Annotated in this window: 19 protein-coding genes; 10 read left to right on the forward strand and 9 right to left on the reverse strand. The window is 67.5% G+C overall.

Annotated elements, in window-relative coordinates:
* From ACLJOO_RS04620 to ACLJOO_RS04635, 4 genes are read left to right on the forward strand one after another with little or no spacing between them, the layout of a single operon-like run.
* Positions 1-717, forward strand: a complete 717-nt coding sequence (locus ACLJOO_RS04620; protein WP_410787119.1) for a carbohydrate ABC transporter permease — start codon at positions 1-3, stop codon at positions 715-717.
* Positions 717-1,577: a carbohydrate ABC transporter permease gene (locus tag ACLJOO_RS04625; RefSeq protein WP_410785556.1), complete on the forward strand. Its 861-nt coding sequence runs from the start codon at positions 717-719 to the stop codon at positions 1,575-1,577. Before ACLJOO_RS04620 ends, ACLJOO_RS04625 begins: the two co-directional genes overlap by 1 nt.
* A gap of 19 nt (positions 1,578-1,596) precedes the next feature.
* Positions 1,597-2,907 (forward strand): ABC transporter substrate-binding protein, encoded by a 1,311-nt coding sequence (locus ACLJOO_RS04630; protein WP_410785557.1) that lies wholly within the window; start codon positions 1,597-1,599, stop codon positions 2,905-2,907.
* A 10-nt stretch (positions 2,908-2,917) separates the two neighbouring features.
* Entirely contained in the window at positions 2,918-5,437 is a 2,520-nt protein-coding gene (locus ACLJOO_RS04635) for a hypothetical protein (protein ID WP_410785558.1), read from the forward strand.
* Positions 5,438-5,487: 50 nt separating this feature from the next.
* Here the strand turns inward: ACLJOO_RS04635 and ACLJOO_RS04640 are convergent, their stop codons facing one another.
* Entirely contained in the window at positions 5,488-7,101 is a 1,614-nt protein-coding gene (locus ACLJOO_RS04640; RefSeq protein WP_410785559.1) for an acyltransferase, read from the reverse strand.
* 123 nt (positions 7,102-7,224) lie between these two features.
* Between ACLJOO_RS04640 and ACLJOO_RS04645 the strand changes: the two genes are divergently transcribed.
* From ACLJOO_RS04645 to ACLJOO_RS04660, 4 genes are all read left to right on the forward strand, one after another.
* Complete coding sequence (locus tag ACLJOO_RS04645; protein WP_410785560.1) at positions 7,225-8,313, forward strand: LacI family DNA-binding transcriptional regulator; 1,089 nt, start codon at positions 7,225-7,227, stop codon at positions 8,311-8,313.
* A gap of 222 nt (positions 8,314-8,535) precedes the next feature.
* Positions 8,536-9,852 carry an ABC transporter substrate-binding protein gene (locus tag ACLJOO_RS04650; protein ID WP_410785561.1) on the forward strand — a complete coding sequence of 439 codons (1,317 nt, stop codon included), beginning with the start codon at positions 8,536-8,538 and terminating at the stop codon, positions 9,850-9,852.
* Positions 9,852-10,832 carry a carbohydrate ABC transporter permease gene (locus tag ACLJOO_RS04655; protein WP_410785562.1) on the forward strand — a complete coding sequence of 327 codons (981 nt, stop codon included), beginning with the start codon at positions 9,852-9,854 and terminating at the stop codon, positions 10,830-10,832. Before ACLJOO_RS04650 ends, ACLJOO_RS04655 begins: the two co-directional genes overlap by 1 nt.
* Positions 10,825-11,664 carry a carbohydrate ABC transporter permease gene (locus tag ACLJOO_RS04660; protein ID WP_410785563.1) on the forward strand — a complete coding sequence of 280 codons (840 nt, stop codon included), beginning with the start codon at positions 10,825-10,827 and terminating at the stop codon, positions 11,662-11,664. Before ACLJOO_RS04655 ends, ACLJOO_RS04660 begins: the two co-directional genes overlap by 8 nt.
* Position 11,665: 1 nt before the next feature.
* Here the strand turns inward: ACLJOO_RS04660 and ACLJOO_RS04665 are convergent, their stop codons facing one another.
* From ACLJOO_RS04665 to thpR, 5 genes are read right to left on the reverse strand one after another with little or no spacing between them, the layout of a single operon-like run.
* On the reverse strand, positions 11,666-12,547 hold the full coding sequence (locus ACLJOO_RS04665; protein WP_410785564.1) for a hypothetical protein: 882 nt from the start codon (positions 12,545-12,547) through the stop codon (positions 11,666-11,668).
* Between the two features lie 25 nt (positions 12,548-12,572).
* Positions 12,573-13,850 carry an iron uptake transporter deferrochelatase/peroxidase subunit gene (gene efeB, locus ACLJOO_RS04670; protein WP_410785565.1) on the reverse strand — a complete coding sequence of 426 codons (1,278 nt, stop codon included), beginning with the start codon at positions 13,848-13,850 and terminating at the stop codon, positions 12,573-12,575.
* Positions 13,847-14,986, reverse strand: coding sequence for an iron uptake system protein EfeO (gene efeO, locus ACLJOO_RS04675; protein WP_410785566.1), 1,140 nt, complete (start codon positions 14,984-14,986; stop codon positions 13,847-13,849). Before efeO ends, efeB begins: the two co-directional genes overlap by 4 nt.
* A 14-nt stretch (positions 14,987-15,000) precedes the next feature.
* A complete protein-coding gene (efeU, locus tag ACLJOO_RS04680; RefSeq protein WP_410785567.1) occupies positions 15,001-15,849 on the reverse strand; it encodes an iron uptake transporter permease EfeU in 849 nt (282 codons plus the stop codon).
* A gap of 56 nt (positions 15,850-15,905) precedes the next feature.
* Entirely contained in the window at positions 15,906-16,469 is a 564-nt protein-coding gene (thpR, locus tag ACLJOO_RS04685) for an RNA 2',3'-cyclic phosphodiesterase (RefSeq protein WP_410785568.1), read from the reverse strand.
* 33 nt (positions 16,470-16,502) lie between these two features.
* Between thpR and ACLJOO_RS04690 the strand changes: the two genes are divergently transcribed.
* Entirely contained in the window at positions 16,503-17,948 is a 1,446-nt protein-coding gene (locus tag ACLJOO_RS04690) for an LLM class flavin-dependent oxidoreductase (RefSeq protein WP_410785569.1), read from the forward strand.
* Here ACLJOO_RS04690 and ACLJOO_RS04695 read toward each other — a convergent pair.
* Complete coding sequence (locus ACLJOO_RS04695) at positions 17,931-19,334, reverse strand: mycothione reductase (protein WP_410785570.1); 1,404 nt, start codon at positions 19,332-19,334, stop codon at positions 17,931-17,933. The two genes, ACLJOO_RS04690 and ACLJOO_RS04695, sit on opposite strands and share 18 nt — an antisense overlap.
* 45 nt (positions 19,335-19,379) lie before the next feature.
* On the opposite strand from ACLJOO_RS04695, the gene ACLJOO_RS04700 reads away from it, so the two are divergent.
* Entirely contained in the window at positions 19,380-20,090 is a 711-nt protein-coding gene (locus ACLJOO_RS04700) for a DUF4429 domain-containing protein (protein WP_410785571.1), read from the forward strand.
* Here the strand turns inward: ACLJOO_RS04700 and ACLJOO_RS04705 are convergent.
* Positions 20,087-21,409: an MFS transporter gene (locus ACLJOO_RS04705; RefSeq protein WP_410785572.1), complete on the reverse strand. Its 1,323-nt coding sequence runs from the start codon at positions 21,407-21,409 to the stop codon at positions 20,087-20,089. The two genes, ACLJOO_RS04700 and ACLJOO_RS04705, sit on opposite strands and share 4 nt — an antisense overlap.
* Complete coding sequence (locus ACLJOO_RS04710; protein WP_410785573.1) at positions 21,406-21,855, reverse strand: MarR family winged helix-turn-helix transcriptional regulator; 450 nt, start codon at positions 21,853-21,855, stop codon at positions 21,406-21,408. Before ACLJOO_RS04710 ends, ACLJOO_RS04705 begins: the two co-directional genes overlap by 4 nt.
* Positions 21,856-21,881: the final 26 nt, after the last annotated feature.

Here is a 21,881-nt window from a genome sequence, read left to right on the forward strand (position 1 = left end):
ATGTTCACCGACGACCCGCGCTACCTGCAGTCGTTGAAGGTCACCTTCATCTACGTCGTCCTGACGGTCCCACTCCAACTGGGATTCGCGCTGGCGGTCGCCGTCATGCTGAACCGCCCGCTGCGCGGGATGGCGTGGTACCGGTCGATCTACTACATCCCCTCGCTGCTCGGCGGCAGCGTCGCGATCGCGGTGATCTGGGGCCAACTGTTCGACGACGACGGCGTCCTGAACGGCTTCCTCGCGTTCTTCGGCGTCGCCGGCCGCAGCTGGATCTCCAACCCTGACACCGCGCTCTACACGCTGGTGCTGCTGAACATCTGGCAGTTCGGCTCGCCGATGGTGATCTTCCTGGCCGGGCTCAAACAGATCCCGCAGGACCTGTACGACGCGGCGTCGGTGGACGGCGCGAGCGCCTGGCGGCGGTTCTGGTCGGTCACCGTGCCGCTGCTGACACCGATCATCTTCTTCAACGTGGTGCTGCAGATCATCCAGGCGTTCCAGGCCTTCACCCCGGCGTACGTCGTGAGCGGCGGCAGCGGCGGCCCGTCGGACTCCACGTTGTTCTACACGCTTTACCTGTACCAGCAGGGCTTCACGAACCTGAACATGGGCTACGCCTCCGCGATGGCGTGGGTGCTGCTGCTGATCATCGCCACCTTCACGCTGATCAACTTCGGGCTCGCCCGCCGCTGGGTCTACTACGAGGACCGCTGATGACGACACTCCAGCACGCTCCCACCGACCGTCGGCGCGCACGCAGGTGGCTGACCCACCTCGCGTTGATCGCCGGAACCCTGGTGATGGTCTACCCGCTGATCTGGATGGTCGGCGGATCCTTCAAGGACGAGAAGGACATCTTCTCCCAGCTGAACCCGCTCCCCCGCTCGCTGGACCTCCGCAACTACATCGCCGGCTGGACCGCGACCGATCCGACCTTCACCCGGTTCTACATCAACTCCCTGCTGATCGCGGTCCTCGCCGTGGCCGGCAACGTGATCGCCTGCACGCTCACGGCGTACGCGTTCGCCCGGCTGGAGTTCCGCGGCAAGAAGGTGTTCTTCGGCATCATGCTCGGCTCGATCATGTTGCCGGCGCACGCCCTGCTGATCCCGCAGTACGTGCTGTTCTTCAACCTCGGCTGGGTGAACACCTATCTCCCGCTGGTGGTGCCGAAGTTCCTGGCCACCGACGCGTTCTTCATCTTCTTGATGGTCCAGTTCATCCGCACGATCCCGCGCACACTGGACGAGGCCGCGATGATCGACGGCTGCGGCAAGGTCCGCATCTTCAGCCGGATCATCCTGCCGCTGACCGGCCCGGTGCTGATCACCACCATGATCTTCACCTTCATCTGGACGTACAACGACTTCTTCGGCCAGCTGATCTACCTGTCCTACCCCAGCAGCGAGACCGTACCGGTCGCTCTGCGGCGGTTCGTCGACGCGACCGGCGACTCGTCGTACGGACAACTGCTGGCCATGTCGGTGCTGTCGCTGGTGCCGACCTTCATCGTCTTCCTCCTCGCCCAGCGCCGGATCGTCGAGGGCATCGCCACGACCGGCCTGAAGGGCTAGCTCCGAAAGGAACCACGTCATGACCACACCGCTCAGCCGACGGCACTTCCTCCAGGCCGGACTCGCGGCCGGCGTGCTCGCACCGCTGCTGTCCGCCTGCAACCTCGACCCCGCGGCCAAGGAGGCGAAGGAGTCGGTCCGGTTCAGCAGCTACGGCGACCCGACCAAGCTCGGCCTGCGCGGCAAGCTCGCGGGGGTGTACACCTCGAGCCACCCGGACGTGAAGATCGTGTTCGAGGGCACCGCGACCGCGGAGTACTGGGACAAGCTCGCCACCCAGATGGCCGGCGGCAACGCCCCGGACGTGATCAACATCGACGTCCCGCGGATCGGCCAGTACGGCGCGGCGGGCGCGCTACAGTCCCTGCAGAAGTACATCCCGGACACCATCGACACGAAGCCGATCGACCACAACCTGCTCATCCAGGGGCAGCTGAAGGGCGAGCAGTTCGGCATCCCGGTCGCGATGAGCACGTACAGCATGGGGTACGACGTGACCGTGCTCGACCAGCTCGGCCTGGAGCACCCGCAACAGACGTGGACCTGGTCCGAGTTCGCGACTCTGGCGAACGAGATCCGGCAGAAGTCCGGCAAGAAGATCTACGGCGCGGAGGACCCCAGTGGGGACACGGCGTCGTTGCAGATCTTCCTGCGCGGCAAGGGCGAAGACCTGTACAAGAACGGCACGCTCGCGTTCCCCGACTCCGCGCTAACCGAGTGGTTCGAGTACTGGGCCGCGCTGCGAGCCACCGGCGGCACCATTCCCGCCGACATCGCGGCACAGTCGAAGTACGGAGATTGGCCGGCCGGGCCGCTGGTCAAGAAGCAGGCGGCACTCGCGCACATCCAGACGCCCAATCTCAAGGGCGGTTTCCAGGACCTCACCGACCACACCATCGACATCACGCTGCCGCCGCGGCACACGAAGGACGGCAAGTGCGGGACGTTCCCGCAACCGAGCAGCTTCCTCTCGCTGAACGCGCGGAGCAAGCGCGCGGACGACGCCGCCGCGTTCATGAACTGGTTCGCGAACGGAGAGGAGGCCGCGAAGACCTTGCGACTGATCAGCGGACCGCCTGCCTCCGCGGCCGGCCGGGATGTGCTGCTGAAGGGGAGTGACCTGTCTGCGAGTGAGAAGCAGGTGCTGGCCTACACCGACCTGGCACTGAAGAACTCGTCCTCGCCATCGCAGGCCAGTCCGGCCGCCTCGACCGCCGTCGCCGATCTGTTGCTCAAGACCAGCCAGGACGTCGCGTTCAAGAAGATCTCGATCAAGCAGGGCGTGCAGAAGTTCATGGCAGACGCCCGCAAGACCCTCGACGGCAAGTGATTGGAGTCCTATGTCTGACACCACCGGCCCTGTCGCCACCTGGGCGACCGAGCAACTCGCCCAAGCCCTGGCAGCGAAAGGGATCATCGATGCGCCGGCGATCCGGCTGGCCGGCCCCGACGAGGTCCCGGCCGCTGACCTCGCCGCCGTACCGGAGTCGTACGCCGTACTCCGCGTCGACGACGAAATCGTTGTCGTCAGCAACGACGACGTCGGTCTCCGCTGCGGTGTGCTCGAACTCGCGGACCGAGTCGCCGCGGGCGAAGACCTCGGCGGTACGACGCCCTTCGCCGAGCAGCCCGCCGTACCCGTCCGGGGTGTGGTGCGGTCGTTCTCCAGCGTGGACGAGGACCTGTCCTGGTTCCACGACCAGCAGTTCTGGACCGAGTACCTGACCTGGCTGGCCGCGTCCCGGTTCAACCGGTTCCACCTCGCGCTCGGCATGCAGTACAACTACGGCGCCGATCGGCACGGCGCCACCGACAACTACCTGTGCTTCGCCTACCCGTTCCTCTTCGACGTGGACGGCTACGAGGTCCGGGCCGAGGGGGTCGGGGCGGACGAGCAGAAACGCAACCTGGAGACGCTGCGCTTCATCGCCGCCGAGAGCAAGCGCCGCGGACTGAAGTTCCAGCTCGGTCTGTGGAATCACGCGTACGACTACGGCCGCGACTCGGTCCACCGGTACCCGATCACCGGCATCGGCCCGGACACCCACGCGGCGTACTGCAAGGCCGCCATCGCCCAGCTGCTGGCCGAGGTTCCCGACATCGACGGACTCACGTTCCGGGTGCACTACGAAGGCGGCATCCACGACGAGGGACACGAGGTCTTCTGGCGGGCAGTGTTCGAAGGCGCGAACTCGGCCGGCAGGCCGCTCGAGATCGACATGCACGCCAAGGGTGTCGATCAGGCTCTGCTCGACGCCGTCGACCTGCCGAACCTGTCCGCGGTGCTGTCCGCGAAGTACTGGGCCGAGCACGTCGGACTGCCGTACCACCAGGCGTCGATCCGGGCGCGGGAGGCAGCCAAGCCGATCCCGGCCGGCCACGAGATGCGGGGCATCACCGAGTTCTCCCGCCGGTTCACCCGCTACGGGTACGGCGATTTCCTGCGCGAGGACCGGACCGTGGACCTGATGTTCCGGGTCTGGCCCGGGACGCAGAAGCTCCTCGCCTGGGGCGATCCCGCGATCGCGGCAGGGTACGGGCGGCTGTCGACGTTCGGTGGCTCGCGCGGTGTCGACCTGTGTGAACCGCTGTACTTCAAAGGGCGCAAGGGCAGCGGCGAACCGGGCGGGCGCGACCCGTACGTCCGCGAGGACCTCCGGCTGCCCGGGAACCGGGAGTGGACCAAGTACCGCTACGGCTACCTGTTGTGGGGGCGGCTGCTCTACAACCCGGATGCCGAGCCCGAGACGTGGCGCCGCCATCTGCGGTCGACGTACGGCGAGGCCGCGGCGGACGTGGAGGACGCGCTGAGTCCGCTCAGCCGGATCCTCCCCCTGGTGACGGTGGTCCACGGCGTCGGCGGATCGAACAACGGCTACTGGCCGGAGGTGTACCTCAACCTCCCGATCTCGTCGCGGGTGCACTCGCAGCACTACGCCGGCGACACCGACGCCCCGGCGAACTGGGGTGGCGTCAGCCCGTTCGACCCGACCACCTTCTACGGCATCGACGAGTACGTCGCGGCGCGGGCGAACGGTTCGGTGTCGGCGAAGTACACGCCGCTGGAGGTGGCCGGGTGGATCGAGCAACTGGTGGCCGACGGACAGCAGGCCCTTGACCGCGCACGTCAGACCGCGGACGAGTCGGATCCGCAGGTCCGCCGGGTCCTCATCGATCTGGAGATCCTGGTCAGGCTGGGCACGTTCTTCGCCGCCAAGTTCCGGGCTGCGGTCGACTACTCGATCTATCGGACCACCCAGGACGTCAGTGCATTGGAGTCGGCGCTGCAGCGCGCCCGGGCCGCAAGGGACGCGTACGCCGAGATCCCGGCCATCGTCGACGGCGTCTATCAGCGGGACCTGCGGTTCGGGAGAGAGACCTCCGAGCACGGCCACTGGGCGGATCGGGTCCCGGACATGGACACCGACCTCGCAGCCCTCGCAGCGGAACTGCAGGAGGCGACCGGCACACAGCCGGCGACCCACAGCACGTCGTCGATCTTGTTCGCTCAGGCACCAGCCCGGCCGGCCACCACGGGCGTCGAGCACACGGTCCCGAAGAGCTTCGAGCGAGGCAAACCGGTCACGCTCTCGCTGGACGTGGTGGATCCGGAGGTGATCGGCGCAACGCTGCACTACCGGCACGTGGACCAGGCGAAGCCCTGGCAGCAGGTCCCGATGGAGCTGTCCGGACAGACCTTGTCCGGCACGATCGACGGTGAGTACACGTCATCGACGTACCCGCTGATGTACTTCTTCAGCGTGCAGCACCGAGCCGGTGGGCAGGCGCTCTACCCCGGTCTGGCCGCCGACCTGTCCAACCAGCCGTACGTCGTCCTGGGCTCAGCGACCGCCAACTAAGGGCCGCGAGGGTCCACTGGTTCAGGCCAGTGGACCCTCGGCTGGGCGATTCATCTCCAGTCGACCAGCGGCTCCGGGCGGTGGACGCCGCGCGGGCGGTAGCCGAGTGCGTCGGACACGCCGAGGTAGTCGGACAGCAGCCAGATGATGGCCAGCCACATCTCGGTGCCTTGCAGGCCCGGGATCGCGCGCTTGTCGGTGCCGTCCGGCGCGAACGCGAAGCCGGCGCCGTCGACCCAGCGGGTCAGGATCGCGCGCAGCTGCGCCTCGGCCCAGCGACGGCCCTCCTGCTCGCCGTACGTCGTCTGCTTGCGCGCCAGCCACAGCGGGTGGATGACATCGAGAACGTTGCACGCGTTGTAGTTGTCGCCGGTGAACATCCGTCGGTCGTTGCTGTGGGCAAGAACCGTGGCGACGGCCTGCTCGGGATACGGCAGCGGGAGCCCGAACTGAGCGTACGTACCGCGGGTGAGACGGTAGAAGCCGTTCACGACTTGGAGCAGACCGTCGTCGGGATGCGGCGAACCCCACGCGCCGGTAGCGGGATCGGCGTGAGTGAGGAGCCAGCCCATCAAGAGTTCGACATCCCGGTGGCCATTGAGTGCGAATGCGGTACCGAGCGCGTCGATGCCGGCGCCGGCCGACCAGGCTCTCCTTGCCCAGGGCAAGTTGTCGAGGTTGTCAAGGGTGAAGTCCGTGGTGATCGGGTGCTCGAAGCTGCTGCCGAGGACCTGGAGGGCATAGCCGACGCAAAGGATGTGATAGCTCGCGGGCCCTTCCAGGACCGAGAGTTCGGCATCCGATGGCTTCCCGAGACCGTCGTCGGAGAGGTCTCCGGGCGATACCAGTCCGGTGGCCGGATCCTGGCGTGCACGGAGCCGCCGGACGAGATCGTCACGGGTGTGGCCGGCCGGCGTCCGGCGTACCAGCAGATCCGCGATCTCGATCGCGTCGCACCAGGGGCGGATCTCCGGTTCGCGGTCGATCCCCGGACGGTCGACGAAGCGGGAGCCGTCCCAGCACCGCGCGAGTACGTCGTCGGTCTGCTCGCGAGCCTTTGCAGCAAAGGCTTTCAGCAAGGTCGGTAGATCACCTGACATGGATGCTCCTGTCCGCGAGCGGAGGATTCGGGCGGGGTTGCCGGCCGCGACCGAGTCGGCCGGGATGTCCTTGGTGACGACCGCGCCAGCACCGATGATGGTGTGCGGGCCGACCGTGACGCCGTCCAGGATCGTCACGTTGGAGCCGATCCAGACGTCGTCGCCGATCGTGATGCCGACGGCGGTGTGCGGCTGCTTGAAGATCGGCTCGCCGGGCGCGGTGCCGTGGTTGAACGCGAGCAGCGACGTGTGCGCGCCGATCCGGACGCCGTCGCCGATCGTCACCACACCGCGCACCGCGGCGAACGGGTTGATCGTCGAGTCGGAGCCGAGCGCGATCCGGCCGGTGACGTAGGCGTGCGCGGCGATGTACGAACGGTCCCCCATCCGGAGCTCGTCGCAGTACACGGCGGCCGACTCCGCGACGTACACATCCGGAGCCAGCTCGACCGACCCGCCGAGCCGTGCCTGTCGTTCGGCCTGCCGGTCACGCTCGGCCTCGGAGGCCTTCCGGGCGTACTCCCAGGGCAGGAAATCCAGTCGCAACGGCTCGTTCGGCACCATGGGAAAACGCTATCCAATTCCCGGGATCCAGACCAGCCCCGGAGGCCGCTGCTAACCTCCCGTCTGACATGAACACTTTCCGTCTGTGCGAGGGGCGGCCGGGCGATGACGACGAGCGGACCCGTGACAGACGGCGACGACGGTAGTGACGGCGGCACCGAGGGTGGCGGCGACGGTACGGCGGGCAGCACCCGCCGGAGTCATCGCGTCACGATCAGCGATCTCGCGCGCCGGCTGCACATCTCGAAGGCGTCCGTCTCGTACGCGCTGAACGGCCGCGCCGGGGTCAGCGACGAGACACGGCAGCGGGTGCTCGCCCTGGCCGAGGAGCTGGGCTTCCACCCGAACTCCGCCGCGGTCGCGCTGTCGGCGAGCCGCACCCGGACGATCGGGATCGTGATCGCCAGGGACCCCGCGCTGATCTCGACCGAAGCGTTCTACATGCGCACGCTGGTCGGCATCGAGCAGTACCTGAACGAGGTCGACTCCTCGCTGCTGCTCCGGCTCACGGGCGAGCATGGCGAGGACCTCGACGTACTGCGGCGGTGGTCGCGGCAGGGGCGCGTGGACGGGTTCATCCTGTTCGACGAGCACGACGACGACCCGCGGATCCCGGTGCTGAAGGAGCTCGGAGTGCCGTGCGTGGTGGTGAGCTCGAACGCGCCGGACGACGCGGTCGGGCGGCTGATCAGCTCGCCGGTCGAGACCGTCTCGCTGCTGCTCGATCACCTGGCCGAGCTCGGGCACACGAACGTCGCGCACATCAGCGGGCCGTTCACGTTCATCCACGAGCGGCTCCGCGTCCAGACGTTGCAGGAGCATGCCGCGCGGCACGGGATCACCGTGCGGCACATCGAGGGCACCTACCGGTACGACGACGGCGCGGAACTCACGCGCCAGTTGCTGACCGGCCCCAATCCGCCGACCGCGATCGTGCTCGGTAACGACCTGATGGCGGTCGCGGCGCTCCGGGTCGCGATGGATCTCGGTACGGCGGTGCCCGGCGAGGTCTCGATCGTCGCCTGGGACGACTCGCCGCTGTGCGAACTCGCCCGGCCCGGGATCACCGCGGTCGACCAGAAGACCATGGAACGCGGCCGTGCCGCCGCCGATCTCCTGCTCCGGATCGTCACCGGCGACCACACCCTCCAGGAAGAGGCCCCGGCCGGCGAACTCCGTCACCGTGAGTCCTCCGGGCCTGCACGCTCCTGAACCAGCCGCGCAGTTTGAAGACTGTGTGAAGTCGAGCACTCGCAGAGGGTGTTGGATTGCGCTTGCCGCGCGCCGGGTGAAGATTGGCCGGGTCACGAGGTCGTAACGAACATGCCACTACTGAACCGGTTAGGGTTACGGAACTTAACCGGTTAGGCCAGTATGGGGCCGATCCGCCTCCGCAGGTCTGCGGAGGCTCGAGACGGGACGAGGGAGTCCGACGTGAGACTGCGTTCGCTTGTAGCCGCGGTTGCGGCGACCGCCATGGGAATCAGCCTCGCCGCCTGTGGTGGCGGCGACAAGGACGATTCCTCCGGCGGCAGCACCGGTGACCAGACGCTGACCTACTGGGCCAGCAACCAGGGCACCAGCCTCGACAACGACAAGGAGGTCCTGACCCCGGTCCTGCAGAAGTTCACCCAGGAGACCGGGATCAAGGTGAACCTCGAAGTGATCGGCTGGAACGACCTGCAGACCCGGATCCAGACCGCGATCACCTCGGGTCAGGCGCCGGACGTGGTCAACATCGGCAACACCTGGGCGGCCTCGCTGCAGGCCACCGACGCGTTCCTGCCGTTCGACGGCGATGCGATGACCGCGATCGGGGGCAAGGACAAGTTCGTGCCGACGGCTCTGGCGACCGGCGGCAAGGAAGGCACCGACCCGACCTCGGTCCCGCTCTACGGTCTGGCCTACGGCCTGTACTACAACAAGGCGATGTTCGCCGCGGCCGGCCTGCAGCCGCCGAAGACCTGGGAAGAGATGGTCACCGCGGCCAAGAAGCTGACCAACCCGGCGAAGAACCAGTGGGGTATGGCACTGGCGGCCGGCAGCTACACCGAGAACGTGCACTTCGCGTTCATCAACGCCGCGCAGAACAAGGCCGACTGGTTCAACAGCGACGGCAAGCCGACCTTCACCGGTGACGGCAACGTGCAGGGCGTGCTGCGGTACCTCGACCTGATGCAGAAGGACAAGGTCGCGAACCCGTCGAACGCGCAGTACGACAACGGCACCAAGTCGGTGAACGACTTCGCCACCAAGAAGGTCGCGATGGTCATCAACCAGAACAACGCCGACTCCTCGATCGTTGCCAACGGCATGAAGGCCGGCGAGTACGGCGTCGTACCGTTCCCGGCTCCGGCCGGCGGCGAGCAGGTGGCCAGCCACGTGGCGGGCATCAACCTGTCGATCTTCAAGAACACCAAGCACAAGGACGCGGCGCTGAAGTTCGTGAAGTACATGACAGACGCGCAGACCCAGACGACGCTGGGCAAGCCGTTCTCCTCGCTGCCGGTGCTGAAGGACGCGAAGCCGGTCTTCACCACCGACGCGGCCGAGGCGGCCACCTTCCAGGACGTCTACAACACCAAGTCCAAGCCGCTGCCGCTGGTGCCGGCCGAGGACCAGTTCGAGAGCACTGTCGGCAAGGCGATGAACGCGATGTTCGCCAAGATCGCGACCGGCGGGACGGTGACCGCCGACGACGTGAAGGCGGCGCTGAAGACCGCCGAGGACCAGGTAGCGGCAAGTAGCTGATGTCCCTCGCCACAGAGCAAGCTTCGCCGGCCGCCACGCGGCCGGCGAAGCCCAAGACCAAGCGCGGCCCCGAGCACCGGCCCGGCCTGAACCGGTGGCTGCCCTACGCGTTGCTGGCCCCGGCCGTGTTGCTGGAACTGTTCATCCACATCATTCCGATGCTGGTCGGGATCTGGATGAGCTTCGTCAAACTGACCAAGTTCTTCATCGCAAACTGGTCCTCCGCACCCGGCGCCGGGCTCGGCAACTACAAGGTCGCGCTCGACTTCAACAACGCGGTCGGGCAAGGGCTGCTGAAGTCCTTCGGGGTCACCGTTGTCTTCTCGCTCGTCACGGTCGCGTTCTCGTGGGTGCTCGGGATGGCCGCCGCGGTCGCCCTGCAGCCGGAGTTCCGCGGCCGGGGCATCGTCCGCACCCTGTTCCTGGTGCCGTACGCGCTCCCGGCGTACGCCGGAATCCTGACCTGGAACTTCATGCTCCAGCGCGACACCGGCGCGGTGAACCACGTGCTGAACCAGTTGCACCTGACCGACGGGAAGACGTTCTGGCTGATCGGCGGCAACGCGCTGATCTCGCTGATCACGGTGGCCGGCTGGAAGCTGTGGACGTTCGCGTTCCTCACCCTGATGGCCGGTATGCAGAGCATCCCGCGGGACCTCTACGAGGCGGCGTCGGTGGACGGCGCCGGCAACATCCGGCAGTGGCGCAACATCACGCTGCCGTCGCTGCGGCCGGTGAACCTGGTGCTCGTACTCGTGCTGTTCCTGTGGACGTTCAGCGACTTCAACACGCCGTACGTGCTGTTCGGTACGGCGCAGCCGCCGGCCGGTGACCTGATCACGTTCCACATCTACAACGCGTCGTTCCTGACCTGGAACTTCGGCACCGGGGCGGCGATGTCCGTGCTGCTGCTGATCTTCCTGATGATCGTCACCGGCGCGTATCTGCTCGTCACCGGAAGGAGGTCGCGTCGTGCGTGAGACCAGAGGGTTCAAGATCTACCGCGGTGTCACCCTCACAGTGCTCGGATTGTTCGTCCTGGTCCCGCTGTACGTGATGGTGACCTCGTCGCTGAAACCGCTCAAGGACGTGCAGGGCGCGTTCTCCTGGTGGCCGTCGAACCTGACGCTGGCGCCGTTCGTGGACATGTGGAAGACGGTGCCGCTGGCCAGGTACTTCGTGAACTCGACGATTGTCTCGGTGTCGGCGACGGTGTTCTCGGTGGCGATCGCGATCCTGGCCGCGTTCGCGGTGTCGCGGTTCAAGTTCCGCGGGCGGACGGTGTTCACCACCACGGTGCTGTCCACGCAGATGTTCCCGGGTGTGCTGTTCCTGCTGCCGTTGTTCCTGATCTTCGTGAACATCAACAACCAGTTCGGGTTGCAGCTGGTCGGGACGCGGCTCGGGCTGATCATCACGTACCTGACGTTCAGCCTGCCGTTCTCGATCTGGATGCTGGCCGGGTACTTCGACAGCATCCCGCGCGAGCTGGACGAGGCCGCGCTGGTGGACGGCTGCGGCCCGATGGGCGCACTCTGGCGGGTCGTCCTGCCCGCGGCGCGACCCGGTGTGATCGCGGTCGCGATTTACTCGTTCATGACCGCGTGGGGCGAGGTCTTGTTCGCGTCCGTGATGACCACAGAGGCCAACCGCACGCTGTCGGTCGGCCTCCGCCAGTACTCCACCCAGACCAACATCTACTGGAACCAGATCATGGCCGCCGCCCTGGTGGTCAGCGTCCCCGTCGTCATCGGCTTCCTCCTGGCCCAACGCCACTTCGTCGCCGGCGTGACCGCGGGTGCGGTGAAATGAGTCAGTACTCGGAGATTCCGCTGATGGAGACCGAGGTGGAGTAGAAGGTGGCGTAGTTGCCGTTCTTGCCGACGGTGGCGCCGCTGTAGCCCTGGGTGGAGAGGCGGTAGGCGCCGACCTTGGCGTCTCGGGTTGAGCTCGGGCCGGAGGCGGGGATGCCGGCTCCCTGCATCGCGAAGGTGATGATCTGCTGCCGGACCGACGCGTCTGGGACGAACACCGCCAGTGCTCCGGGCAGGCCTTGCTTCAGGGAGGCGACCGCGGCCTTGATGCACTGCGGGCACTTCTGGAGGCGGGCGCTGCCGCTGCCGCTCACGTCGATGTACTCGGGGTACTTCTTCTTCGTGTAGTCAGGACTGATGTAGACGTCGATGGTGCCCTTGTTGCATTCCCAGCGGCGGTCCAGCTTGCACACGTAGCCCTTGGACTTGAACGCCGTGACGAGCGAGCTGACCGTGACGCCCGGAAGGCAGCCGTTGCACCCGGCAGGCAGCTTGCTCGGCGGTGCAGCCGGCTTCGCAGTTGGCTGTGTGGCCGGGCTGCCGGCGGTGCTGGGGCTGCCGCCGGTGCTCGGCTGCTGCGTCGGAGCCTCGCTCGCCGGGCGGAGCGTGGGCTTCGTCGACGGAGCGACCGGCTTGGTCGTCCCGTCGACGGCGGTTTCGTCCGAGCCGCCGGTGAACCGGGTGACCACGAAGACACCGGCGCCGATGAGCATCAGTGCGCCGACGATCGCGACCACGATCGGACCCGCCTTCCTCGACGGCGGCGGGGGCGGGGGCAGAGGCGGCGGGTAACCGCCGTACTGCTGCTGCCCGTACTGCTGACCGTACGGCGGCTGCTGCGGGGGCTGCTGCCCCGGGTACCCGCCCTGCTGGTTGCTCACGGCCACAATGTAGTGATCGTTCGGCTCAGGCGAACAGCTTTTCACCCCAGTACGAGCCGGGTGTCACACCGGCGGGGCACGCGAAGATGCCGGAGCCCACGTGATGGATGTACTCGTTCATCGTGTCGCTCTTGGCCAGCTGGTTCTGAACCGGAATGAACTGCTTCCGCGGGTCGCGCTGGTAGGCGAGGAAGAACAGGCCCGCGTCGAGGCGGCCGAGGCCGTCCGAGCCGTCGACGAAGTTGTAGCCGCGGCGCAGCAGTTCGGCGCCGTTGTTGAACTGCGGGTGCGCGAGCCGCACGTGCGAGTCCATCGGCATCCGCGGGTCGCCGTCGGAGTTCTTCGCGGTGAAGTCGATCGCGTCGAACTCGTCCGCTTTGCCCAGCGGGGCGCCGGTGCCCTTCCCGCGGCCGATGATCGTCTCCTGCTCGCCGAGCGACGTACGGTCCCAGATCTCGATGTTCATCCGGATCCGCCGCGACACCAGGTACGCGCCGCCGACCATCCACTCCGGGCCGTCCTCGGGCTGCACCCACAGCTGCTGCTCGAGCTTGTCGGCTTCCTCGAGCTTGAGGTTGTTCGTCCCGTCCTTGAACCCGAACAGGTTCCGCGGCGTCGCCTGCGCCCGCGACGTCGACGACGTACGGCCGAATCCGAGCTGCGAATACCGTACGGCGACCCGTCCGAAGCCGATCCGCGCCAGGTTCCGGATCGCGTGTACGGCGACCTGCGGGTCATCGGAACACGCTTGTACGGCGATGTCCCCGCCGGACCGCGCCGGGTCGAGGTCGTCGCCGATGAAGTGCGGCAGATCGACCAGCGCCTTCGGACGCTTCGCCGCGAGCCCGAACCGCTTGTCGAACAACGACGGGCCGAACCCGACGGTGATCGTCAGCCGCGCCGGCGGCAGGCCGACCGCCTCGCCGGTGTCCTCCGGCGGCGCCTCGCCTGGCCCGTTCACGGCGCCGTACTGACCGATGTCGCGGCCGGCGGTGAGCAGCGCGGCCGCGGCGGTCCACTCCTTCAGCAGGGCGATCAGATCGTCGCGCTTCGTCGTGGTCACGTCGAAGGCGGCGAAGTGCAGCCGGTCCTGCACCGGCGTGGTGATCCCAGCCTGGTGCGGCCCATGAAACTCGACCGGCCCGTTGTTGTCCGCAGCCTGCGACGGCTCGGTGGCCAGCGCCGAGTGAGCGGCATACCCAGCAACCCCGGTCGCCACGGCAGCACCCGCAGCCCCGAACAGCCCACGCCGGGACAACCCCCGCCGGTTCGGGGCTTCAGCAGTCTCTTTGTTCTCGGTCATTTCTTTGCGATCACTCCGGCGACTTTGCTGACCGGTTCGGCCAGGCCGTCGACTACTGCGCCGAGGGCCTTCTTCTCGGCTTCGGTTGCGGTGTACGGCTTGAAGCCGTCGCCGTCGCGGTACTTGTCCAGCGCGGCGAAGACTGCCTTGAAGTTCGTGTCCAGCTGGGTGACGAGCGCCGCGTCGCGCTTCTGCAGGGCCGGGCGGAGCGCCTGGATCGCGGCTTGCGAGCCCTCGACGTTCGCCTCAAAGTCCCACAGGTCGGTGTGCGAGTAGCGGTCCTCCTCGCCGGTGACCTTGCCGGTCGCGACCTCGTCGAGCAGTTCCTTGGCACCGTTCGCCAGCTGCAGCGGGGTGAGCTTGACGACCTTCGCCTTCGCCACCACGGTCTTCACATCGGTGAGCAGCAGGTCGGCGTACTTCTCCATGCCCTTGGTGGAGTTGGAGACCCAGAGCGCCTGCTCGATCCGGTGGTACCCGGTCCACTCGGTGCCCGGCTCGACGTCGTTGACGCGGGCGTCGATCTTCGGGTCCAGGTCGCCGAACGACTCGGCGACCGGCTCGATCCGCTCCCAGTACGTCCGCGAGACCGGGAACAGCGCCTTCGCCTTCGCGACGTCGCCGGCCTTCACCGCGGTCACGAACTCGGTGGTCTTCTGCTCCAGCGCGGCCGCCTGCGAGTTCACGTACCGCTGGTAGCTCTCGGTCGCCTGCTTCAGCGCGGTGTCGGTGTCGACCTGCGCGGGCGCGTCGCCGGTGACGGTGAGGTCACCGCGGATCCCGTCGCCGACCATGCCGGGCTTGCAGACCGCCTGGTACTTGCCGGTCGGCAGCTCGACGATCAGCTCCCGCTTCAGGCCCGGTCCGATGTTCTCGACCTCACCCATCACCCGGTCGCCGTCGGCGTACACGTAGAACTCGGTGACCTTGCTGCCGCCGTTCGTCACCGAGAACGTGCTGGTACCGGACTTCACGTCGCGGCGGCTCAGGTCGCAGCCCGAGTCGGACGCCTTGACCGACACCGGACCAGTGCCGTCGTCCTTCGCCGCCGGCTCATCATCCGCACACGCGGTGAGGGCAGCAAGGCCGATGACGACCCCGAAGATGGAGGCCCGACGGGCCAGAGTGGTGCGCATGGTTCTCCTGGGATTCAGGCCGCTTTGGGAGCGGTCGTCGTCGTGACGGCGGGCGGTGTGGAGCTCTTCACCGGAAGGAAATAGAGCACCAGCACCGGGACGAGGTAGGCGGCCCACGCGATTGCCTCCAGCACGGACGGCGCCGGGTTGAAGTTGAAGATGCCCTTCAGCAGTACGCCGTACCAGCTGTCCGGCGGGATCACGTGCGAGATGTCGAAGGCCAGCGTGTGCAGACCGGGCAGGATGTTCGCTTCCTGCAGGTCGTGGAAGCCGTACGCGAAGATGCCGGCCGCGACCAGGATCAGCACCGCGCCGGTCCACTTGAAGAACACGGCCAGGTTGATCTTGACCGCGCCCTTGTAGATCGCGACGCCGAGCAGCACCGAGGTCGCGAGCCCGAGCAGGACGCCGACGAACGGTACGGCGGTGGTCGCGGTGGCGGCCGACGCGTACACGATGAACGCGGTCTCGATGCTCTCCCGGAACACCGCGAGGAACGCCAGGATGACGACGGCCCGCGACCCCACCTCGAGGGCCTGCCCCATCCGCTCGCGCAGTTCCTTGGCGATGCTGCGGGACGCCTTGCGCATCCAGAAGATCATCCAGGTGACGAAGCCGACCGCGAGGATCGACATCACCCCGCCGACGGTCTCCTGGGTGGTGAACGACTTCGCGGTCAGCGCGGTGACGAACTGGAGCAGACCCCAGGCGGCGACCGCCACGGCAAGCGCCGAGGCGACACCGATCCAGACCAGTTTGAGTCGATCGCGATGCCCCGACTTGACCAGGAAGGTGGCGAGGATGCTGACGACCAGCGAGGCCTCGAGTCCTTCACGAAGTCCGATCAGGTAGTTCGCGAGCATGGCGGGACTCTCTCAGTGCAACAGATGGGCATTAGGTACGGCTAACCTTCCTGAGGTTAACCTAAGAAGTCCCATTCGCCTACCGTGATGTACGCCGCACTGTGGCCCGGTCCTTCGCCCAGCCGGGACTCGATCAACTGCAAGCTGCCCGCCGTCCACGCGGGGCCTTCGTAGGTGTCGAAAACCCTGACCCACTTGGTGACGTCGATCGGTCGCCGCAACCGCGCCAGTGTCAGATGTGGGGTGAATTTCCTTCCCTCGACGGTCACTCCGGCGCGACTTGCTGCCGCCCGCGTGGTCATCGCCAGGTGCTTGAGCGACTCGGTCTCGTCGCGCACTCCGGCGTACAGGACCCGCGCGTCGGGGACGCCGGGGAACGCGCCGGCTCCGGACAGTTGCAGCTCGAACGGTTTCTGTCGCTTGGCGGCCAGCTCCAGCCGCTCCTCGAGTTCCTCGGTCTTCCAGTCCGGCACCTCGCCCAGGAACGCCAGCGTGAGATGCCAGTGCTCGTCCGCCGCCCACCGGATGTCGTCGTCCGGATGGTCCCGGCGCGGCTCGACGAACTCGCTCAGATCCTCCACTACCTCTTGTGGTGGCACTACGGCCACGAACAATCGCATCCGAAAATGCTATCGGTGGTGGAAACTGCTTTTGTGTCCGAGTTCAAGCTGCCCTCGCCTTGTGTGGTGATCCTGGTAGGTCCGGGGGCGTCCGGGAAGTCGACGTGGGCGGCGGAGCATTTCGGGGCCGAGCTGGTGGTGTCGAGTGATCGGCTGCGGGCGTTGGTCGGGGCCGGTGAGGACGACATCGCGGCGAGTGCCGATGCGTTCGCGTTGCTGGAAGAGGTGGTGCGGCAACGGATCGGGCGACGGCTGACGACCGTCGTCGACACCTTGGGTCTGGACCGAGAGAAGCGGGTGCGCTGGCTCGGCTTGGCTCGTGAAGCAGGGATGCCCTGTGTGGCGGTGGCTTTCGACACGCCTGGCGAGGAGTGCCGGCGGCGGAACCGTGAGCGTACGGCGAAGCGGATCCCGGCCGACGTACTGACGTCGCAGCTGCGGACTTGGGCTTCGGTGAAGCAGGAGTTGCCGACGGAGGGGTACGACGACGTACTGCAGCCGACTGCGGTGCGGGTGGTGCCGAACGCCTTCGTGGAGTCGACCGCGGCGCAGGCGCGGCAATCCGAAACGCCGGTGGGGCTGCGGTTCGGGTTGCAACTGAGCAGATATCCAGGCGGTCGGGAAGGCCTGGCTTCGTGGATTCGTGAAGTGGCGGAGCGGGCCGAGGCGGTCGGGTTCGACGCGATCTACGTGATGGATCACTTCCGGCAGATCCCGCAGGTGGGGCGCGCGTGGGAAGACTTCCTGGAGAGCTGGACGACGCTCGGGTACCTGGCCGCGTGCACGACCCGCGTTCGGCTGGGGACGCTGGTTTCGGGCATCACGTATCGCAATGTCGCTCACCTTGGAAAGATCGCCGCGACGCTGGATGTGTTGAGTGGTGGGCGGGCGGTGTGCGGGGTCGGGCTCGCGTGGTTCGAGGCGGAGCACAAGGCGTACGGCTGGCCGTTTCCTCCAGTGAGCGAACGCTACGCGCTACTCGAGGACGCCTTGCAGGTGTTGCCGGTTTTATGGGGACCTGGCAACAAACCGTTCCACGGCAAGGTCCTCGACGTACCGGACACCACTTGTTATCCGCGTCCGTTGCAGGAACATCTGCCGGTGCTCGTCGGCGGGAGTGGGCCGCGGACGCTGCGCTTGGCTGGGCGGTACGCGGACGCGGTCAACGTGTTCGGGGATGTCGCCGCGGTTCGGAAGGCGGCCGGGTACCTCGGCGAGCGGCCGGTTGAGCTGACGCATCTGTCGACAACCCTGGTGGGCAAGGACTCGCAGCAGTTGGACGAGCTCGTACGGCGGTTGCGTCCGCGGAACATGAACCCCGCGAAGTACGCCGCCTCGGTGAACGCCGGCACCGTCGACGATCAGATCGGGCGGTTCCGCGAACTGTCCGAGGCGGGGGTGGCCGAGGTGATGATCAGCCTCCCCGACCTCGCCACCCTCGACACGGTCGCCGACGTGATCTCAGCGTTCCGGGTGTAGATCGAGCTTCAGCAGGGCGTTCTCGATCAGTTCGGGCATCGCCGGGTGAATCCAGTACTGGCCGCGCGCCATCGTGTACGCGTCCAGCCCGAAGCTCATCGCCTGGATCACCGGCTGGATCACGGTCGGCGCCTGCGGGCCGATCACGTGGCAGCCGATGATCTGACCGCTCTCCGGATCGGCGAGGACCTTCGCGAACCCGGTCGTGTCCTCCATCGCCCAGCCGTACGCGATGTCGGCGTACTGCTGAACCGCTTTCACATAAGGGATTCCGCGTTCCTGCGCCTGCTCCTCGGTGAGGCCGACGGACGCGACCTGCGGCGCGCTGAACACCGCGTGCGGGACGAAGCGGTGGTCCGCTTCGATCCGGTCGTCCGGGTTGAGCAGGTTGTGCTTCACCACCCGCGCCTCGTGGTTCGCGACGTGCTTCAGCTGGAGCGGACTGGTCACGTCGCCGAGCGCGTAGATGCCGTCGACGGTGGTCTGCTGGTATTCGTCCACGACCACGCGACCCTCGCGGTCCACCTCGACGTCGGTGGCGTCCAGGTTCAGCAGGTCCGAGTTCGGCTCCCGGCCGACCGCGACCAGGAGCTCGTCGACGATCAGCTCGTCGGCGCCGTCCGGGTGCAGCATCCTGAGGCGGATCGAGCCGTCGTCACGTCGCTCGACCCGCACGGTCTCGTGGTTGAGCCGTACGTCGTACTTCTCCCGCGCGATCTCCGTGTAGCGCGCGGCGATCTCGCTGTCCTCGAGCCGGAGCAGCTCGTTCGAGCGGGCGACGATCGTCACCTCGACCCCGAACGAGGCAAACACGTGCGCGAACTCGGCCGCGACGAACCCGCCGCCGATGATCGCGAGCCGGCGCGGCAGCTCCTCGAGCCGCATGACCGTGTTCGACGTGTGGTACCCGGTCTCCTCGAGGCCCGGGATCGGCGGCACGATCGGCCGGCTGCCGGTGGCGATCACGAAGCGGTCGGCGCTGAACACGCTCGTCGACCCGTCCTTGCCGTCGACGGTCAGCTCCTTGAACCCGGTGAACCGGCCGGTCCCGTCGTACACGTGGACGTTCGCGTTGTCCGGGTTGTGGTGCCGGTACTCAGAGCCGCCTGCCGCGATCGGATCGATCCGCCCGAAGATCCGGTCCCGGACGTCGGTCCAGCGGACGCCGAGCAGCTGCTCGTCCACGCCGTACCGCGAACTCAGCGACGGGGTCGCGGCCACGTCGGCGGCGTGCACGAACATCTTGGTCGGGATGCACCCGACGTTCAGGCAGGTGCCGCCGAACGTGCCGCGCTCGACGATCGCCACCTTCCAGTCGACGAACCGCCGATTGACGATGGTGTTACCGGAACCGGTCCCGATGATGACGAGGTCGTAATGGGTCACGCCCCATTCTGACCCTTACCCCCAAGACCCGCCCACTAGGGAAAGATGGGACGGGTGGCAGGTGGTGAGCTGACGAGCACGTACGGCACGGTCGTCTGGGACGGCATCGGTACCCTCCGGATCCGGTACGCCGGATCGCCGGCCGGGCTCGATCCGCTGACCGGCTCGTTACGGACCCGCCTGGGCGAGCGCGTCCTCCCCGTGGAGGCGCTGCAGGCGGTCGAGGTGCGGGAGACCGGCTTCCGGCTCGTTCTCCGCGACGGCGCCGACCCGCTCCAGGCCGTGACCGGCGTGGACGTGCTGAGCGACCCGTACGACTTCCCAGGCGCCGATCCCGCGGTCGCGGAGCGGGTCGCCGGCGAGATCCGCCGTACGCTGACCCGCCGCGACGTACCAGCCGCCGCTGCCCGCTGGCTGGTCGCGCCACCGGCCGCGCCGGACCGGATCGAGGGGCGGGACGCGACGCTCGCGGTCGCGGGCGGACAGCTCACGTTCAAGTACCACCGGTCTGCGGGCCGGAAGAAGAAGGCGCTCGGCGACCCGTGGTCGGTGCCGCTCGCGGAGATCGTCGACGTCGAGTGGACACCCGCGCAGGGCCGTCTCGGCGCGCGCGGGTTCCTCCGGATCACCACGGGCGCGCCCGTCGACGTACGGCCGAAGCCGAAGCACGACCCGGCGGCGATGCTCACCCGACGTCAGGCGGACGTGGACGCGCTGTTCTTCGCGGCGCGGCTGCTCACCCGGATCCGGCCCTAGGCGACCTGCGGGTCCTTCTTCGGAGGTACGTCGGGTGTGTCGACGACTGCTTTCTCGCCGAGTAGTTCGGTCTGGGGCAGGACCTCGAGGTGGGGGCGCGGGAGCAGCCGCGGACGGATCGCGAGGCCGCGCCGGCGGGAGAAGTACAGCACCGAGCCGACTGTGCCGAGCACGGTGAGCCCACCGCCGACGATCAGCGACCAGCGGGCGCCCATCACCTGACCGATCCAGCCGATGAACGGCGACCCGAGCGGCGTGCCGCCCATCAGGACCGTCATGTACAGCGCCATCACCCGGCCGCGCATCGTCGGCTCGATACTCAGCTGCATCGTCGCGTTCGCCGAGGTCAGCATGGTCAGCGACGTCAGCCCGACCAGCGGCAGAACCAGCGCAAAGGTCAGGTACGTCGGCATCAGCGCACTCACGATCTCGAGCAGACCGAACGCCACGGCCGCACCGATCACCAGCCGCGCGCGGATCCGGACCCGCCGGGCCGCGAGCAACGCGCCGGACAGCGATCCGATCGCCAGGATCGAGCCGAGGATGCCGTACTCCCCCGCGCCCTTGTGGAACGCGCTCGTCGCCATCAGCGCCGACGTCATCTGGAAGTTCAGCCCGAACGTGCCGGCGAAGAACACCGCGACCAGCACCATCATCAGGTCCGGCCGCCGCCACAGGTAGCGCATGCCGTCGCGGATCATGCCCTTGTCCCGCGCTGCGGGCTTCGGCGTGTGCAATTCGCCAGTACGCATCAGCCGCAGCGACACGATTACCGCCGCGTACGTGAACCCGTTGATCATGATCACCGGGCCGGTGCCGATCCAGTTGATCAGCAGACCGGCCAGCGCCGGGCCGAGCAGCCGGGCCGCGTTGAAGGAGGCCGAGTTCAGCCCGACCGCGTTCGAGAGTTCGTCGCGGCCGACCATCTCGACCACGAAGGCCTGCCGGGTCGGGGCGTCGAACGCCGTACCGACACCGAACAACAGGGCGAGCAGATACACATGCCACGTCTGCACGAGACCGGCGATTGTCAAACCACCGAGCGTCAGGGCGACGGTGGCCATCGCGACCTGGGTGACCGTCAGCACGGTCCGCTTCGGGAAGCGGTCCGCGACCAGACCGGCGTACGGGCCGAGCAGGAGCGCGGGCAGGAACTGGAGGCCGGTGACGACGCCGAGCGCCGTACCGGAATGGGTCAGCTCCAGGACCAGCCAGTCCTGGGCGACCCGCTGCATCCAGGTGCCGACGTTGGAGATGATCGCGCCCGAGGCGTAGAGCCGGAAGTTCCGGACCTTGAACGCGCGGAAGGTGGGGCTCATCGAGCCGCCAGTCGTTCGAGAACAGGTGCTGCCTTGCGCAGGATGTCGCGCTCCTCAGGGGTCAGTTGCTTCAGCTTGGTCTGCAGCCATTCGTCGCGGCGCCGGCGGTTCGCCAGGATCAGCTCGTCGGCTTTGGCGGTGAGCTCGACCATGATCTGCCGCTTGTCGGTCGGGTGCGGCCGGCGGACCACCAGGCCCGCCTCCTCCATGTTCGTCACGATCCGCGTCATCGACGGCGGCTTCACCTGCTCATGGGCGGCCAGCTCGCCGATCGTCATCGCCTCGTGCTTGGACAGCGCGCCGAGCACGCTGAGCTGGTTCGCGGTGAGGTCGTGACCGGGCTCACGCTGCCGGCGGATCTGCCGGGACAACCGCAGGGTCGACGACCGCAGGGCACTCGCCAGCCCGACATCACTCTTCACCTGCTGCGCTACGACTTCGGGCATGTCTTTACCTTAACTCATTACCTTTG

The sequence above is a fragment of the Kribbella sp. C-35 genome (genome assembly GCF_046549195.1).
GTDB lineage: Bacteria > Actinomycetota > Actinomycetes > Propionibacteriales > Kribbellaceae > Kribbella.